Source organism: Fibrobacter sp. UWS1, from assembly GCF_002300445.1.
Lineage (GTDB): Bacteria > Fibrobacterota > Fibrobacteria > Fibrobacterales > Fibrobacteraceae > Hallerella > Hallerella intestinalis.
Map to the genome: position 1 here is coordinate 1,197,490 of NZ_NSGW01000001.1, position 16,687 is coordinate 1,214,176.

The 16,687-nt window shown below is 46.3% G+C and carries 10 protein-coding genes and 2 pseudogenes; 3 read left to right on the top strand and 9 right to left on the bottom strand.

The window, feature by feature from the left end; all coding sequences use genetic code 11:
• The first annotated feature begins 3 nt into the window (after positions 1-3).
• Positions 4-744 carry a ZIP family metal transporter gene (locus BGX14_RS04920; protein WP_095879243.1) on the top strand — a complete coding sequence of 247 codons (741 nt, stop codon included), beginning with the start codon at positions 4-6 and terminating at the stop codon, positions 742-744.
• 228 nt (positions 745-972) lie between these two features.
• On the opposite strand, the gene putP is transcribed toward BGX14_RS04920, so the two are convergent.
• Together putP and BGX14_RS04930 are read right to left on the bottom strand one after the other, a co-directional pair.
• Positions 973-2,505 (bottom strand): sodium/proline symporter PutP, encoded by a 1,533-nt coding sequence (gene putP / locus BGX14_RS04925; protein WP_095879779.1) that lies wholly within the window; start codon positions 2,503-2,505, stop codon positions 973-975.
• Between the two features lie 114 nt (positions 2,506-2,619).
• A complete protein-coding gene (locus tag BGX14_RS04930) occupies positions 2,620-6,057 on the bottom strand; it encodes an SNF2-related protein (protein WP_095879244.1) in 3,438 nt (1,145 codons plus the stop codon).
• 938 nt (positions 6,058-6,995) lie between these two features.
• Between BGX14_RS04930 and BGX14_RS04940 the strand changes: the two genes are divergently transcribed.
• Positions 6,996-8,537, top strand: a complete 1,542-nt coding sequence (locus BGX14_RS04940) for a YDG domain-containing protein (RefSeq protein WP_095879246.1) — start codon at positions 6,996-6,998, stop codon at positions 8,535-8,537.
• A 1-nt stretch (position 8,538) separates the two neighbouring features.
• On the opposite strand, the gene BGX14_RS04945 is transcribed toward BGX14_RS04940, so the two are convergent.
• From BGX14_RS04945 to BGX14_RS04980, 7 genes and pseudogenes are all read right to left on the bottom strand, one after another.
• Complete coding sequence (locus tag BGX14_RS04945) at positions 8,539-9,045, bottom strand: hypothetical protein (protein ID WP_095879247.1); 507 nt, start codon at positions 9,043-9,045, stop codon at positions 8,539-8,541.
• Between the two features lie 364 nt (positions 9,046-9,409).
• Positions 9,410-9,976 carry a hypothetical protein gene (locus BGX14_RS16010; RefSeq protein ID WP_233126412.1) on the bottom strand — a complete coding sequence of 189 codons (567 nt, stop codon included), beginning with the start codon at positions 9,974-9,976 and terminating at the stop codon, positions 9,410-9,412.
• 212 nt (positions 9,977-10,188) lie between these two features.
• Positions 10,189-10,458, bottom strand: coding sequence for a hypothetical protein (locus tag BGX14_RS16015; RefSeq protein ID WP_233126413.1), 270 nt, complete (start codon positions 10,456-10,458; stop codon positions 10,189-10,191).
• Between the two features lie 851 nt (positions 10,459-11,309).
• Positions 11,310-12,461, bottom strand: coding sequence for a hypothetical protein (locus tag BGX14_RS04960; protein ID WP_095879249.1), 1,152 nt, complete (start codon positions 12,459-12,461; stop codon positions 11,310-11,312).
• Between the two features lie 573 nt (positions 12,462-13,034).
• Positions 13,035-13,358 (bottom strand): annotated as a pseudogene (locus tag BGX14_RS04970) (transposase); the annotation flags it as partial.
• A 30-nt stretch (positions 13,359-13,388) separates the two neighbouring features.
• A complete protein-coding gene (locus BGX14_RS04975; protein ID WP_158223236.1) occupies positions 13,389-14,705 on the bottom strand; it encodes an ISL3 family transposase in 1,317 nt (438 codons plus the stop codon).
• A gap of 125 nt (positions 14,706-14,830) precedes the next feature.
• Positions 14,831-15,751, bottom strand: a pseudogene (locus BGX14_RS04980) (IS256 family transposase); the annotation flags it as partial.
• A 188-nt stretch (positions 15,752-15,939) separates the two neighbouring features.
• Here BGX14_RS04980 and BGX14_RS04985 point away from each other — a divergent pair.
• Complete coding sequence (locus BGX14_RS04985) at positions 15,940-16,578, top strand: glycosyltransferase (RefSeq protein WP_143394140.1); 639 nt, start codon at positions 15,940-15,942, stop codon at positions 16,576-16,578.
• Positions 16,579-16,687: the final 109 nt, after the last annotated feature.

The window sequence follows — 16,687 nt, forward strand, 5'->3', positions numbered from 1 at the left end:
AATATGACATCGATTTTTCTCGCCCTGCTCATTCCTTTTTTAGGCACAACTCTCGGAGCCTTTTTGGTTTTCTTTTTAAAAGAAAAGCTCAACCGTTCCGCCGAACGGATGCTGACAGGCTTTGCCGGCGGCGTGATGATTGCGGCATCCATCTGGAGCCTGCTGATTCCCGCCATTGAAAATTCGGCGCATCTGCAAAAGTTCTCCTTCGTTCCCGCAGTCGTCGGCTTTTGGGCGGGCATTCTCTTTTTGCTGCTCCTCGACCATGTCATTCCGCACTTGCATCAATTCGCCAATAAACCCGAAGGTTTTCATTCCCATTTGCAACGTTCCACCATGCTTGTCCTCGCCGTCACACTGCACAACATCCCCGAAGGAATGGCGCTCGGTGCGGCACAAGGCGCATGGATTCTATCCATCGGCATCGCCATTCAAAACATTCCCGAGGGGCTCATCGTTTCCATGCCTTTGAAAACCGCGGGATTCAAATCTTCAAAAGCGTTTGTATATGGAATGCTGTCGGGAATCGTGGAACCCATCGCCGGAGTCGCCATGCTGCTTTTGGCATCCTCCATTTCCCCGGCGATGCCTTATCTCTTGAGCTTTGCCGCGGGCGCCATGATTTATGTCGTTGTTGAAGAACTGGTTCCCAGTTCGGCAGCGGGTGAACATTCCGATTTGGGAACGCTCTTTTTTGCATTGGGATTCAGCCTGATGCTTGCGCTGGACGTGGCACTCGGATAGAATTGTTCCAAGGCCAGAGCGCAGCACCGATCAAAGGCTACCGACAGATGTGCAAAAGCAAGGCGATCCTTTGAGCCTTGCGAAGCTGTAGCCCGGAAGTCGCCGACCTGCCAAAGGCAGGGCTCGCCCGGTAATTTTCCCCTCCATGTTTACGACCTGTGATTTTTTATAGGAAGCTTCCCATTTCCGATTTTCCGAAGCTTCCCCAAAACACACGATTTCAAAACATCAATGGATCAAATCGCTCAAGCGGCTGGAATCGACCTGTTCAAATTCTTTGACAATTTCGTCCGAGGGTTTCCGAGTGCAAAGACTCACGACGACAATCGTCACAAAGCTGACGACGAAACCAGGGACCAGTTCGTATAGACCGAATATCGCATAGGAATCCGCAAATCCCGAAAGGTAAAATTTCCAGACAAAGGCGAGGATTCCACCCGAAAGCATTCCGCAAATCGCGCCGGGCAAATTCGTCCGTTTCCAAAAAAGGGCGAGCAAAACAACCGGTCCGAACGTGGAACCGAATCCGGCCCAGGCAAAACTCACCAGACTCATCACCACGTCCAAAAAGCCGTGAGAACCGTTCGGTCGTCCTTGATAAGCCAAAAATCCAGCAACAAGCGCAATCACAAGCACAATGGCTCGGCTCACAAGCATCAATTCCTTATTCGACGCTCTTTTATGAATCAGGCGTTTATAAAGGTCATTGCTAAATGCCGAAGCCGAAACGAGAAGCTGCGAATCCGCCGTACTCATAATCGCTGCCAGTACCGCCGCCATAATGACAGCCGCAATCACCGTCGGGAAAAGATTCGTCGCCAAGACCATAAAGACTTTTTCGGGGTCATCCAGCGCGATGTTATGCTGCATCAGATAATAGCGTCCAAAAACCGCAATCAAAATGGATGCGCCGAGCGATAAAATCACCCAAGTCATGGCAATGCGGCGAGAATGCGTAATCTCGTCAGGATTTTTAATCGACATAAAGCGCACTAAAATATGCGGCATTCCAAAATAGCCGAGTCCCCAGGCGAGCGAAGAGAGGAGCGAAATCACCGTAATCGCTTTCCCGGTCGAAGCATTCGTAAAGATATTCATCAGATAGGGATTCACCTTGTTCATCGCATCGATGGTCGGAGCAAAGCCGTCATTTAACGTACAAATCGTGACGGGAATCATCAGCACGGCAATGAGCATTAAAATGCCCTGCACAAAATCCGTCCAGCTGACCGCCAAAAAACCACCCAAGAAGGTATAAGAAACCACGACGACAACGCCGACGAGCAAAGCGGTCGTATATTCCCAACCGAAAATCGTGGAAAACAATTTTCCGCAGCTGACAAATCCGGAAGTCGTATAAAACAGGAAAAATGCCAGAATAAACAGAGCCGAAATTACGCGGATAATTCCCCGCTTATCGCGGAAGCGATTGGCAAAAAAATCGGGCAAGGTTATTGAATCGTTGCAAAAATAGGTGTACTTGCGCAGCCGACGACCGACAATTTTCCAGTTGATGTAAGTACCGATGGCGAGCCCCACGCCAATCCACGCCTCCGAAAGCCCCGAAAGGTAAATGGCTCCGGGAAGCCCCATCAAAAGCCAGCCGCTCATATCGGATGCCTGCGCCGACATCGCCACGACCCACTTGTTCATGTTCCGGTTACCGAGATAGTAGGAATTCAAGCTATTCGCTTTTTTCGAAAAATAAAATCCCACGCCGAGCATCAGCAGCAAATAAAGAATAAAAACGACCATCGCCATCATGGAACATCCTCAGTTAATTTTTCCGCAATTTAAAAAATTTCTCCGAGATGTCCGTTACCATTCCGTATTCAGAAAAGAATCCCGCCGCCATTTTGCGGGCTTTCAGAGAAATCAATTTTTTCCCAGAGTGAAGACCTGACGAAGTTCATCATCAGAGAGTTTCGTAATCCAGTTTTCGCCCGAAGCCACCGTCATCTCGGAAATTTTCTTTTTGCTTTCGAGCATATCGTTGATTTTTTCTTCAAACGTGTCCTTCGTAATCAAGCGGTGCACGACCACGCGACGATTTTGGCCAATGCGATACGCGCGATCCGTCGCCTGCGCTTCTACAGCCGGATTCCACCACAAATCGTAGTGAATCACTTGAGATGCGACCGTCAAATTCAATCCCGTTCCGCCCGCTTTCAAAGAAAGAATCAAAATTCTTTTTTCCGGAGAGGTTTCAAATTCAGAAATGATCTGTTCCCGCGCAGAAACCGACAATCCGCCGTGATAGAAAAGAGATTCCGCTTTCAGTTCCTTTTTGAGGACTTCCTGTAGAATTTCGCCCATTTCCGTAAACTGCGTGAAGACGAGTACCTTTTCGTCCGTCTCCAGAATTCCCCCGACAATATCCAAAAAGAGTTGCATCTTTCCCGAAAGCGCAGGATCCGGTTTTCCTTCTTTTAAATATTGCACCGGGTGATTGCAGATTTGTTTCAGAGCGACGATCAGCCGAAGCACGGCGGCACTGCGTTCAAATTTTTCCTCGGCATTTTCCACATTAAAATCCGCCAGCTTCGCCATGCAGCTGTCGAATGTTTTTCTGTATAGCGATTCCTGTTCCGGCGAAAGCGTCGCCCAATCGTTCTGCTCCAATTTTTCGGGAAGGTCGGCGATAATGGACTTGTCTGTTTTCAGGCGGCGAAGCAAAAACGGTGCTGAAATTTTTTTGAAAAGCTCCGCCCGATGTTTATTTCCGCGACCCTGAATGGGAAATTCAAATTCTTCATGAAAGGATTTTGCGCTTCCCAAAAATCCGCGATTGCAAAAGTCCATGATGCTCCAGAATTCCAACAGGCGATTTTCCACCGGCGTGCCACTCATCGCAATTTTAATCTTTGCCGAAACAGAGCGCACCACCCTGCTCTGCGAAGTCCCCGCATTCTTGATGTTCTGCGCTTCGTCAATCACGGCGACCTGCCAGCGCATTTCTGTCAATTTATCCTTGTCCGATCGGAGAACGCCATAAGTCGTCACAAGAACGTCTTGATCCGTCATCTCCAACTGACGATGGGAACCGTGATAAATCCGAACATTCAACTCTGGAGCAAATTTGGAAAGTTCCTTTTTCCAGTTTTGCAAAAGTCCGGTAGGAACGATGACGATGGCCTTCTCGTTTTCCAATGCGCCGTCATTTTTCATCTGCTGCAAAAGCGTAATCACCTGCAACGTTTTTCCGAGTCCCATATCGTCGGCGATGATGCTCCCAAATCCGAGTTTGGAATTGCCAAGCATCCAAGCAAATCCGCGTTTCTGGTAAGGGCGAAGCGATGCCCGAATTTGCGGCGGGACAGGAATGTCCGATTCGTTTTCCGACTTCAACTTGTGGATTTCTTCCAACGCTTCAGGGGCAATATCTACCGAAAACCCTTCAAATTCACCCGCAAGCGCAATCTGCAAAACCTTGATCGCCGGAATTTTAAATCGGTCGCGAAGTCCTTCCTTTATCGTTTTCACATCTTCCGGAAGCACATAAAAATACTGGCCTTCGTAATACAGCAAATCCTTGGATTCCGCATAAAGTTCCAAAAATTTTTTCCCGTCCATCCATTTGCCGGCAATTTCCAAAGACCAGTTCATCTGCAACAGATTTTCTAGTCGGCAAAATCCCGCCTGTTTCTTTTCGTCGGAGCGCACGATTTGCGGATGCGGAACTCCTCGGACAACACGTTCAATTCCTTTTGGCAAATCCATTTCGAGATCCAAAGCGCGGAAAAGCGGAACGGACTCGTTCAAAAAGCGAATCAGGTTTTCACCGGACAAATGGATATTGTCCATCGCCTTTGCCGAAACGTAATCGTCGTAGCCCGGAAGAAAATTCTGCAACGGCTGCAAAGAACGCAAAATCCTGGCCCGTTTTTCGCTAGGAAAATCGCGAATCCACAATTTGGAATAGGAATTGATTTCTCCGGTCGATTTGTCCAAAAAATCCAAATCCACATCCACTTTTCCAAACCCGGCATCCACCCCATTTATCACCGGCAAATACGGCGCATACGGCAAATTATAACCCGAAAGCCATTTTTCAAATTCTTCTATTCCATCGTTTTTCCCGGAATACGCCAAAGTCACATCGCCAAAAAAAGCGTACAAACGTTCATCCCGGAAAATTTTTTCCGAACCCACACGAAGATACGTATTCAGTATCGCCAGCACAAGCATCTCTGCCGCATTCTGCGTCATCAAATGAGGCGGTTCCATATCGCTCCGTACAAATTTTGCCGGAAGCCAAGCCTGCAAACGTTCTATCGCCCCGTGAACTTCGGGAATAAAATCCATCGGCTGCCAAAAAAATTGAGCATCCTTTTTATCGATAGCAAAAGGCTTCGGAAAAACGGTGCCCCGATGCAGAATTTCCAAAGCTGTTCTTCGGGCATAATCCAAAAGCCGAAAAGAAACATCCGCTTTTTCCATCCCCACAGAACCTTCCACCGAAACGGCATCCAATGCCCATTCCAACGGAACATTCCCAAACATCCAGCAAGAACCGCCCCGATAACGGACAATTCCCGGAACAGCCAAATCCACCGACTTCTCGGGATAGCGTTCAAAATTTTTGGCGAACATTTCCAAAAGGCATTCCCTGTAAGCGTCCACAAAATCGGCATGGAAAACAGCATTCGGCGAAACCAGATGCACAACCGCTTTCCGAACATCCACAATATCCGCCGATTCGTATTCCGGGACTTCGGAAATTTCTTCTGCTCCCGCCTTTGGAACCAGCGTAAATTTACCGGCAAAAAGCGGAAGCGAGTCTGCGCCTTCCAAAACAGGCAGATCTTCTTCCCAAGAAGCCTGCGTACACTGCTCCGCCAGCATTCCCACATTCATCCCTCGAATTTTAAAAAGGATAAACGGATCGCGGTCCACTTTTTTCCCTACCCCGTAAATCGCTGCGTAAGCGTGATGGCACATTCCCCGCATTCCACAGCTGCATTTTACCGAGAACTTCACCCCGCGTTCGGGAAAAAGCTTTATTCCCGAGCCTTCGGCGAGTTCCAAAGCTTCTTTCGGTTCCAGATGATGCGCAAGCGCTTCTGCCAACTGGGGATTTTTTTTGAAGGAATCCATCAACGCCGATTCTTCCTCTTCCGAAAAGCGGGAAAGAAGAAGAACCGTTTTTTGCGTACTCCACGAGCCATCGACAATACGCGCTTCAACAGTTCTGCCCGAAATTTTAATATCGGCAGCGCGAGCCTGAGAACGCGAATACACCGGAAAAGACTGCTCTACAGCGGCTCTCCACTTATCGCCCCACAAGGAATGTTTTATCGAATCCGCGGACATTGCTGCAAATATAGCAAAACATCTCTTTTCAGTGCTTAAATGTACAGTAAAATTTGAAAATCATATACAATCTTCCACCAAATACTCTCACTTAAAATTTTTTTCAAAGTGAGACGCACGGTGAATTTCTTCTCGCAGATTGTGAAATGCTCGCCTCATGAGTCTTAGGAGCTTTGCTCCTTTAGACGAATTGTGCAAAGCCTCATGAGCCTTGGAGACTTGTTCCGTAAAAGATTGCCGCGCTAACGCTCGCAATGACGGTCGCTTTCAAAAAGGAATGATTTTTCCTTGCAGAAGATGTCGAAAGGAGGTTCTCGGACGGACCGTTGGCATTATATCGCTTGCTTTTTTCACTGGTTGGCATTCGGCACGATGCCGCAACCCGTTTTTTGCCCGGGACGGTGAATGGCACGATGCCAAAATGGGCTTTGGGAACATTCCAAAGCGCATAGACGAAGCGAATTACAATTTATGATGGGGCTGCGCATCCCTGAAACTTGGAATCTCCGATTCCATAGTTGAAGTATCCCTGCAAGGGACAATTCGTCTAAGGGAACAAGTTCCCAAGACTCATAGGGCTTTGCTCCTCGCAATGACAATGCACACGCTTGGAAATGGATCTTTTCCCGTCATTGCGAGTGCAACGAAGCATCCTTTTTCGCAGTAAGAACAAAAGCAAATATTTCTTCTGCTCACTCCGCTGGACTTTGAAAGCTTTGGAGAAATCGATTACGAGCCAATCGGGTGGAATTTTGTATATAATCCCCTAAAATTTAACCGAGGCGCACTGCATCATTTTATAAAGCAGCGAGATCACAGTATTCTAGGCGTAAGCTGACTGCGGTTTTGTGCGATTTGTACGCCGCATCGTACCACAAGCACCGACGACTTTTGCAAAATAATTACATTTGGAAGCAAATTTTATATGGAGAATGACGATGAAAAATTTATTTCCGTTACTGTTAGTGTTGCCTTTTGCAGTACATGCAGCCTGTGACCTCGTGTTGAATGAGGCGAGCGAATACGAAGTAAAATCCTTTGAAGATTTAACCAAGGTGGGAGTCGAGGGTTGTGCATTGGATGCAAAATACCGTTTGACAGCCGACATCGTCGCACCCGAAAGTGATGACGAATGGCATGGTTTTGCACCTATTAACGATTTTTCGGGCGAATTCCACGGTGCGGGGCACAAAATAAAGAACTTGGAACTTTTCAACGACAATTTTGAAGGCCTGTTTGGGCGGGACATGAATGGGCTGGTCGATAGCCTCGGTCTTGAAGACATTTTTGTCAATGGTGGTTATTATACGGGAGCCGTTGTCGGACAAGGCGATTCGGGAATCATCCGAAACGTTTATGTTACTGGCAAAGTCCTGTATATGGGTTACAAACCCGAAGAATCCTACATTGGCGGCATTGCCGGAGTGTTTGGCGGGACAATCGAGAACTGCTACTTTGTGGGTAAAATCGGCGAAAATTATAACATCGGCGGCATCATCGGCAAAAACCAAGGAACCGTTAAAACGAGTTATGCTATCAACGAAGGCACGCTGCAAGGTACATACAAATACAAATATAATGTGGGTACCGTTGTCGGCGTAAACGAAGCCACGGGTTCTGTCGAAAATTCGTACGGAATATCCTACGCTGACTGCGAAGGAAACAAGGTGATAGGTTCAAATCTTGGATTCATTGATACAAACAGCGCATCGGTCAAATGCTTTGACTATAATTATAATGGCGGCATGAAAGCGAAGGATTTTTTTGTCGGTTTTGACTTTGAAAAAACATGGGGGATTGCCGAAGGAGAAACAACGCCGTTCTTGAAAGCCAACTTAACGGTCGTCAAGGGAGTGAAGCCTGTTTGGTATGCAAAGGAATATTGCACGGGCAAGGTTTTAGGCGTCGGCATGGCGCTGATGCCGGAAGGATTGGATGAACGGAACTACGATGGAATTTTCAACGTGGTAGAAATCGGAGACAAGATGGTAGTTGATTTTTCCGAGGTCTATGCGCTGAACCAGAATGGCTATGCATTTGTCAGCGATACGCTTGATATTCCAATTAAGCCCATAACTTTGAACGTAACAGGCCTTACCGCAGCAGACAAGAAGTACGATGGCACAGACGATGCGGTAATTTCTGGCGAGCCCAACATAGAAGGGATTTGTAAAGACGACAATGTGACTCTGAAGGGATCCCTTACGGCCAAGTTTGAAAACGCAGAAGTGGGAACGAACAAGAAGATCATTCTTTCCGGTTTGACACTCGAAGGCGATTCCGCCGTACTTGCAAATTATGTACTTGCGCTACCAGAATTGAAAGCGAATATCACACAAGAAAGCGCGTCAATTGGTTATCGCATTATTTCGCAAAAAAGCGTTTTGGAATACAAAGAAAAAATCCGCTTTGACGGCCATTCTGTGATAGCCGAAAAGAATGGCATGCGTTTTGATTTACTGGGCAATAAACTCAAGTAAATCAAGCGGCTGAAGCCGAAAGTGCTTTTCTCGCATCCAGATGCTTATGCAACATAAACATCACTTGGCGCGCAATCGGCTGCGCAATAAAAATTTCTACGGCCAAGGAAATCGCAAAATTGCGCGGCCACTTGTAAAAAAATCGAGAAATGGGATCCATCGAAATTTGCTGTGCGCCCACCCAGGAACCGACAACCGTCAAAATGATGGACATCAAGAAAACCGTGCACATGATGTTGAGCGTAACCACAGCGTGAAAGCTGTCGCCCTCTTGCGTGAGTTTCGACGTCAAAAATGCGGCAGGTTTATATGTGACAAGAACCGTCGCGATGACGCACGGCCAAAGAATCGGCATAATCGGGAAAACATGCGCCCAGCTGTTCAGCGAAAATCCCATTTCAAAACAGGTGATAAGCGGCGCAATGATATTCATGGAAATCAAAGAAAGCACGAATAAAAATAAAGTGAATTCGCGTTTTCTGCGCGGAAGCTTCATATAAAAATCCATAGTGGACCTCTTTGTTGTGGGCTTCGCAAAAAATAAAGCGCAAAACCCGGTGGATTTCACGCTGAACTATTATACGCAGTGAAAATTGTGCTTCGCAAAATAGAAAAATCCCAAAAAATGTCAAGAATTTTGGAAATAGAATTTGTTCATTTCGCTAAATGTAAAAGCCAAACCACCTCTAAAAATGACCTTGGTAAAGCGGTTCGGCTAGTTCGACAAACGGCTCAGGGACCTTCAGCGCTTACACCTTTTCAATCGTCGCGTGATATTGATGCCTACGGCGTCAGCGGCTCCGGCTCAGCCATGCCAGAGAACTCTCTGACACGCCATTCGCCTTGCAAGCCATACCTGCAGAGACTTCCTGTTAAATCTCTTCAATGGTCGCATGGTATTCCTGGAGGCTCTTCACAGCACCATGTCCGTTCCTTGCGGCGGCGATTCCCTTGACAGTGTTGTAGGCACCGGCGAGGGTCGTGATGTAGGGAACCTTGTAGTTGACGCTTCGCGTCCGTGGCTTCGGTTCGGTCATACAAAAATGCAAGCATTTTTGTGCGACACTCACCTTGCACACTTTTGATGGCGGCCTTGCGGATGGCACTTTGGATCCTTCGGCTCCCAAATGCTGGGTTCGGAAATAGGCTTGCAAGCAATCCTGCTTCACTCGCCCTTGGCATTTGTCGTCCTTGATGGCGTCGCGCTTTGCCCACGGCGTGTTGACGATAAGGTTCACCTGCTTATTCAAGATGATGTCCAAAACGTTGAGGCGGCCTTCGGCAATCTTGTTCACCACTTCGCACTTCACGCCGGCCTTCTCGTAGAACTTGGCGGTTCCTTCGGTGGCGTAAATCTTGAAGCCGAGTTTCTGGAATTCCTTGCCGATTTCGATTGCCTGTTCGGAGAGGTTCACCTTGTCAGACAAACTAATCAGCACGGCACCTTCGTTCGGGAGGAAGGAACCTGCGGCTTCCTGGCTCTTGTAGTAAGCGAGGGCGTAGTCGTCGGAGAGGCCGAAGACTTCGATTATGACGACCGTTCGGCTTACGCCTCACTCCCACCTAAAGGTCGCCATGCCCACATAAGCGCTAAAGTGCTAAGTGGTCAAAGGTCGCCTTCGACGACTCGTTAAGACGAGTCGCCTACGGCTCACAGGGAGCGCATTTCGAAGCCTTTCACCGGGTCCCCTTCGGGAAAACTCCGCAAGCCGAGAGCAGCGGGACTGCTTGCAGGCCCATTGCCGAGGCGAGGAAGTTTCTGCAACTTGTCGAAGGGGAACACAGCTTCCTTGGCGCCGTGGTGGTTGAAAACCCTAAAGCCGAGCGTCGCGAGCAAGCTTGCTTGCGCATGACCGAGGCGCATGGGTTTCTGCAACTTCTTGTCCTTGAGCTTCAGGTCTTCAAGCTTTTCGCCGAGCATGAGGCGCGTTGCGAGGCGGGCCTGTGGTGACCGTTCGGCTTACAGCCTCACTATCGCCTCCGACGACTCGTTATGACGAGTCGCCTACGGCTCACGGGCGTGTTACAAACCTTGGAGACCAGCGGCACCGTGCGAGATGCGCGGGGGTTGGCTTCCAAAACGAAAACCTTGCCGTCTTCGATGGCGTACTGCATGTTCATGAGGCCGCAAAACCATACAAGGCGAGAGCAGCGAAAATGCTTGCATTTTCATTGCCGAGCCGTATGGGTTTCTGAAAACGTGAAGAGCTTCAGCGATTTTCCACGTGTAATCCTTGATGGTGGCGAGGTTTTGACGCCTTTTCCCCAAAGGGGATAACTCAACTAAGCCACTAAAGTGGCTAGTTTCGTATAGGCGTCCGCGGCGGCGCTCGGTCATGCCGAAATGCGAGCATTTCGTCGCGACACTCGCTTGCACGCTATTCCTTAGTGATAGTCACCGGCGGGATAATGCCACCTAATGTTTTGGGCGTTCCCGCACATATATGTGCGGTCGGGCTATATTTTAGGGGCGACCACCTTCGCTTAGCTCGTTACTCGCCTCCTAAAACGAAGCCTTGCTCCCGAAAACACCAAGACGAAACTGTCCGCAAGTCTTCGCCCCAAGGGGTCACTATCCCTAACGCAAAAAGGGCAAGCCTACGCCCGCCCGAATTCGCACAAACGGTATTTACTTGCCATTTCTATGATTTACTGCATAATGGAACAGATTGCAACACACCATGCGAGTGCAACGATTTGCATTCGTGCAATTGTAAACTAGTCCATTCCTCATTTTCAGATTTGAAAATGAACGAAGACTCAAAACGAATGTTAAGGTTTTTTCGTAGGAAACCAACCTCGATCGGTATCGTTATGCCGACATTCATAGTAAAGAGAGTCCTCAGTCATGACAATAGTTTTCTCAGCTTTTTCTGCGTAAGTACAAAAGCCAAACTTCCGTTCCAAGCTATCATAGGGCAATCGCCAAATGCGGAGCGTCAATTTCGAATGATCACAGACAAGTGAATCCCCATAATGGATGGACGCAGGATTCTCATTTACCATACGAATATCATACGAACCACTGTTCGGATCACCATAAAAGCCAGCCTTACATTTTGGGAAACCATAAACTTTCTCTAACAAGTTAGACATTAGTTCATTCAAATCACGTTGAGAATACAACCAAGTACTATCGTGTTTCATAACCCATTTAATGATAGTATCCCGATTTGAGGCACAATAATCAGCGCTAATAAGAGCTTTATCAGAATCAAACCATTGCCCATTCTCAGAAAAATAATTTGTAAATGAATCAACATTTTGTTTAAACAATGAATCTTGGACCAAAAAGCCCAACATCACATACAGAAAAAAATTTTCCGCACGGCCATTAAATGTTCCATAAGAAATATAGTAAGGATGCATTGGATCATATCTATATAAAGAATCGTCCTCTGTATATGCCCCATAACGGGCTCCTAAAAGTCGTTCTAATTCTATAGCCGATTTACTTTTGGCCGCATGAAATGGATAACCATCCTCATACAACTTTTTTACTCTTTTGCTTTCTAGATGGCTTTCTATCGATAATCGAGGATGGAGCGACAACGAAATATTTGACAGTGTTAAGAATGTTATTTTGGACACAACTGAATCAGAATGAGAGAATCGCAAATGCAGTTCTATAATCACATAAGGAGATTTGTAATCCGTAGCAAGAAAGCTGTATTTCGAATCCATTACAGTCCCTTTGTAACAGCGTCCCTGAATTTTATTCAAGCAACTGTCTAATTCGCACAAGCTAACAGAATCAACCGAAAATTCTTGGGGAATAAAAATAGAACCTGAAAGGGCTCTATTTTTTATAGAATGCGGAGCACTTAAATCATAAGAATCTACTCTGTTCACACTGTAATCATTTTCTTCACTACAACCAACAATGAGAAAAACAAAAAACATCAAAACGATTACACGAAACATGTGCTACCTGCAAAACTCATAACAAATTCGACATTCAGAAGAACCAATTTGCACATTCATTTCGACATCAACATTTTTTGTTTTTATGGTAAAGTAAAAAAGATGTTTGTCGGTATATTCACAATCTTCGCCTTCTGCAGAACGAGAAAACTTCTTTTTCGATTGTGTTATAGAGAAATCATCCACATCAAAAACCTCGGAGTACGAATAATCGGAACTTCTCAAAACGATTTTATCAACATTACTGCAATCATAAGTATCACACCCATAAAAATCTAAAAAAAGGGAATTAATATGATTCCAATCAGTGTACATAAAATTGGTTCTGTCAAATAAACTGTGTCATTTAGTTTTTGTTAGCTAAAAAAAGAGCTTTGAAATTTCAAAATTGAAGAAGCGAAAAGCAAAATCAAAGCGATGTTTTTTCAACTCGATTTTGTCTTTGCGACAACTTCAAATTTCTCCTTTTGAAGCAATTCAAATATAACAAGAAATGATAAAATTATCATTCCTTGTTTGAAAAAAAATCATCCAATTAAAGTTTTTGTGTTTCCGTTTGGGGGCGGAGAAAATTCATTTTGGAATTTGATTTAAGTTGAGTGGATTAAATCTTTGACCAAAAAGAATCGATAATTTTTGTACGCAAGTTGTCCAGTTTTGCAATGGCTTTTTCCACTTCTTTTTGATATTTCGATACGCCAAGTACACGAGTTTTACAAGCGAGTCATCATTTGGAAACAGACCTTTTGTTTTTGTCACTTTTCGAATTTGGCGATGATAACCTTCGACAGTATTTGTCGTATAAATAATGCGACGAATTTCACTTGGATAATCAAAATAACACGAAAGTTTATCCCATTTTTCTTTCCAAGATTGAATGACGATTGGATATTTTTTTGGAGGCATCATCAATATGTGTGGTAGCATTTAGGCAGCCTTGCTAGATGATTCTCTCGATACCGATTCCCATTCGTAGGCTATCTTTACATCTACATAGGAACAGCTCAACATTATCAGCGACAGCATGTTGTTCATGTTCCTGAAGCCATAGGCAGTCCGTATCAGTAGCTTTATCTTGTTGTTCGTCGCCTCGATCCTTGCGTTTGACACGCCCAGCCTGATTGTGTTGAGGATTCCGTCGTAGTTGCGCTTGATCTTTGCGTACAGATCCTTTACTGAGCCGATGCGTGAGTGGCTTGCACGCCACAGCCACCTGTCCAGATTTTCCCTGGCATCGTCATAGCCCATCTTCAGGATGATGCGCAGTTCCTCCTTGAGCTGGTATGCCCTGTAGAGACGCGGATAGCGGCTTGCTATGAGTTCTATTTTTCTCTGCTGGCTTTCGTTAAGGTTCTCTGGAGCCTTGCCCAGAGCGTACCTGGAGTTCTTTATCCCCTCCGCGGTGCGGTCCTTCGGGACGCTATCCTTCGTGGGCCTGCCTCGGCCCCGTTTCTGATTGCGGTTTTCCTTGCGGGCCTCCTTCCAGGCTTCCACACGGACCTTGTCCAGGGCTTCTGTCGCCCACTGTACGACATGGAAGCTGTCCACGCACCGTTCGGCATTGGGCAGGAACTCCTCGATGCTTGACCTTATCCACTTGGCTCCGTCACAAGTCACAAGCTCCACGCCCTTGCGCTGCTCTTCGCTGAGTTCCCTCATGAAGAGGTCCAGCACCTCCTTCCCGTAGCCCTCGTGGACCCAGATCACGCAGCGCCTGTCGTGATCCACTACCACCGTTATGTACTTGTGCCCTTTCTTGTAGCTGGTCTCGTCGATGCCTATGCGCCTGAAGATGCAGCCTGCCTTGATCGGCCTTGTGTCCAGGCGATCCCATACGCGGTCGGCAATTTCCCCCACGGTATTCCAGGCGATGCGTAGCTGCTTTGCGACAGCCTTTTTCGACATGCTGCATACGGCCCATGCGACCTGCTGCTCGAAGGCGTCGGTGAAGCCTGACCTGTGGCTTGCCCACGGCACCTTCACCGTTTTTACGCCGCATTTCTTGCACTTCACCCTGTAGGTGTCCATCCTGATGAAGCCCATCTTCGTGCCGAGATCGAGCGTCCGCCATACCCTCTGTTCCCGGCCGTTGTCGTAGAGCTTCCCTTTTCGCCCACAACAGCCGCACCTGCTGGCGTTGCCCTTGGTGAGTCTTACCGTGATGGTGACCGTGGTGTCGGTTTGCTCCTGCTTGACGACTGAACAGCCGTTGACATTGAAGATGGATTTGTATAATTTTGACATGGGCTTTTTCTTCTGTTTTTTTTGGCGATTAAATTTTAGAAAATAGCCCATTTTTTTTGTTTGATTTAGGCGAAAGTCAACAAAAAAAGGGGGGCGAAGCCACCCACACATGTTGATGAAGAGCCTTTTTTTGCCCAATTTTCTTCTAATTTTTTTAGTGCAATTTCGGCTTCCGTTTTGGTCGATGCCGCATAAACTAACTTCAGTTCTTTCAAAAATTCTTTTTGTGATTTTGCGTTAATGTACTTGAGTGAATTTCGAATTTGATGCACTACACACAACTGAACATTGGTCTTTGGAAACACGGATTCTATTGCGTCCGGAAAGCCTGAAAGTCCGTCTACACAAGCGATGAGAATGTCTTCCACTCCGCGATTTTTCAAATCGGAAAGGACTTGCATCCAGAATTTTGCACCCTCGCTTTGCGACACATACATGCCTAGCAAATCTTTGTAACCATTTGAATCAACACCGATGACATTGTAAATTGCTCGCGTTGTTACGATGCCTGATTCATCTTTTACTTTGTAATGAATTGCGTCCATCCAAACGATGGGATAAACCGTTTCTAAACGTCTCGTTCTCCATTCGTTAATCTCTGGCCACACGCGTTCTGTGATGTTGCTAATGGTATCGGCTGAAATGTATTCGCCAAAATCATCTTCCAAATATTTTTGAATATCGCGCATACTTTGTCCGAGTCCGTAAAGGCCGATAATTCGGTCTGCAAGACCTTCGGCAAGCACGGTTTGACGTTTCTTCACAATCTCAGGATTAAAGCTTCCTTCGCGGTCTCTAGGCGTGTTTATTTGGACTGCTCCGTATGCCGTTTTTATCTCTTTCGGCATTTTCCCATTGCGCCGATTTTCTCGATTTTCGGGCTTTGTTTTTTCCAAATGAACATCCATTTCCGCTTCTAATGCAGCATTCAAAAAATCTTCCAATACTTGGTGAAATGCTCCGTCTTTGCCAAAAATTGGCTTTCCTGTTTTGAACTGAGATGCTGCTTTTTTGATCATCTCTTTATATTCTTCGTGTGTCATCATAGTTCCTCAATTTACATCATTTTTCAAATGATGCTTGGTGGTGAATGACACAGTTTTATGGATAGAGTCCTCCGATTGCTGATTTTCATGAGTTTGTTCCATGTGCACGGTTGTTCGACTATTCCCATTACAGTCATGGTCCCAAAGTCCATTATGTTGAGCCTTGTATAACAAAAGAATTGGGCAAGATGGATGATGTTTCTGCAAGCATTGATTGGGATGGACCTGAAGGAATTCTCAATAGTTATGACAAAATTGTCTTTGTTACTGCTGGATCCCAGATTTTAGATTACAAAGAGAAAGCTTTGATTCTTTTCAAATCTATTATTGATGCAATGCAAAGCTCAGATATGGAAGGTTATCATTTGATTCTCTGTGCTGGTTCTACACTTGCTCAGGAATTAAACTGTAATTACGATAATGTTACTGTTTGCGGTTGGGCTCCGCAACGTAAAATTTTGACTGCTCTTGCAACAGAAAAACACAAGGGAAGCTGTGCCATAATTCACGGTGGTCTTGCGACCATCAAGGAATGCGTCTATTGCAACGTGCCGTTTTTGGTGTTGCCTCTGGGCAAGGACCAGATGGACAATGCCCTCCGTTTAGAGGATTGCGGAATCAACAACTATTTCTACATCGAATTTATCAAGCCCAAGTGCCTGCTTTACTTCATCAACCAGATATTGCAGGATTATGTTTCGCTCTCAAACCTTGCCGCATTGAGCAAGGAATTTCATGATGCCGAAGACTCCCACATAGGTGCAAAGGCTATCGCTCATCTTGCTGAAAATGGGAATCTCGATAATTTTGACTGGGACGCTGTCTAGGTTTTCGCGTTAGGGATGGACGTGGCGTAAGCCATTCGGACAAAGCGATTGGTTTGCGTTTCAAGAATGCGTTTTGTCAATCGCTTTGGCTGAACGGAAATTTTTGCCG

Excerpts from the sequence above, each read along its gene's own strand:
- BGX14_RS04920 (WP_095879243.1), top strand. The coding sequence starts at position 4 with ATGACATCGATTTTTCTCGCCCTGCTCATTCCTTTTTTAGGCACAACT.
- putP (WP_095879779.1), bottom strand. The coding sequence starts at position 2,505 with ATGGCGATGGTCGTTTTTATTCTTTATTTGCTGCTGATGCTCGGCGTG.
- BGX14_RS04930 (WP_095879244.1), bottom strand. The coding sequence starts at position 6,057 with ATGTCCGCGGATTCGATAAAACATTCCTTGTGGGGCGATAAGTGGAGA.
- BGX14_RS04940 (WP_095879246.1), top strand. The coding sequence starts at position 6,996 with ATGAAAAATTTATTTCCGTTACTGTTAGTGTTGCCTTTTGCAGTACAT.
- BGX14_RS04945 (WP_095879247.1), bottom strand. The coding sequence starts at position 9,045 with ATGGATTTTTATATGAAGCTTCCGCGCAGAAAACGCGAATTCACTTTA.
- BGX14_RS16015 (WP_233126413.1), bottom strand. The coding sequence starts at position 10,458 with ATGCTCGGCGAAAAGCTTGAAGACCTGAAGCTCAAGGACAAGAAGTTG.
- BGX14_RS04960 (WP_095879249.1), bottom strand. The coding sequence starts at position 12,461 with ATGTTTCGTGTAATCGTTTTGATGTTTTTTGTTTTTCTCATTGTTGGT.
- BGX14_RS04975 (WP_158223236.1), bottom strand. The coding sequence starts at position 14,705 with ATGTCAAAATTATACAAATCCATCTTCAATGTCAACGGCTGTTCAGTC.
- BGX14_RS04985 (WP_143394140.1), top strand. The coding sequence starts at position 15,940 with ATGGATGATGTTTCTGCAAGCATTGATTGGGATGGACCTGAAGGAATT.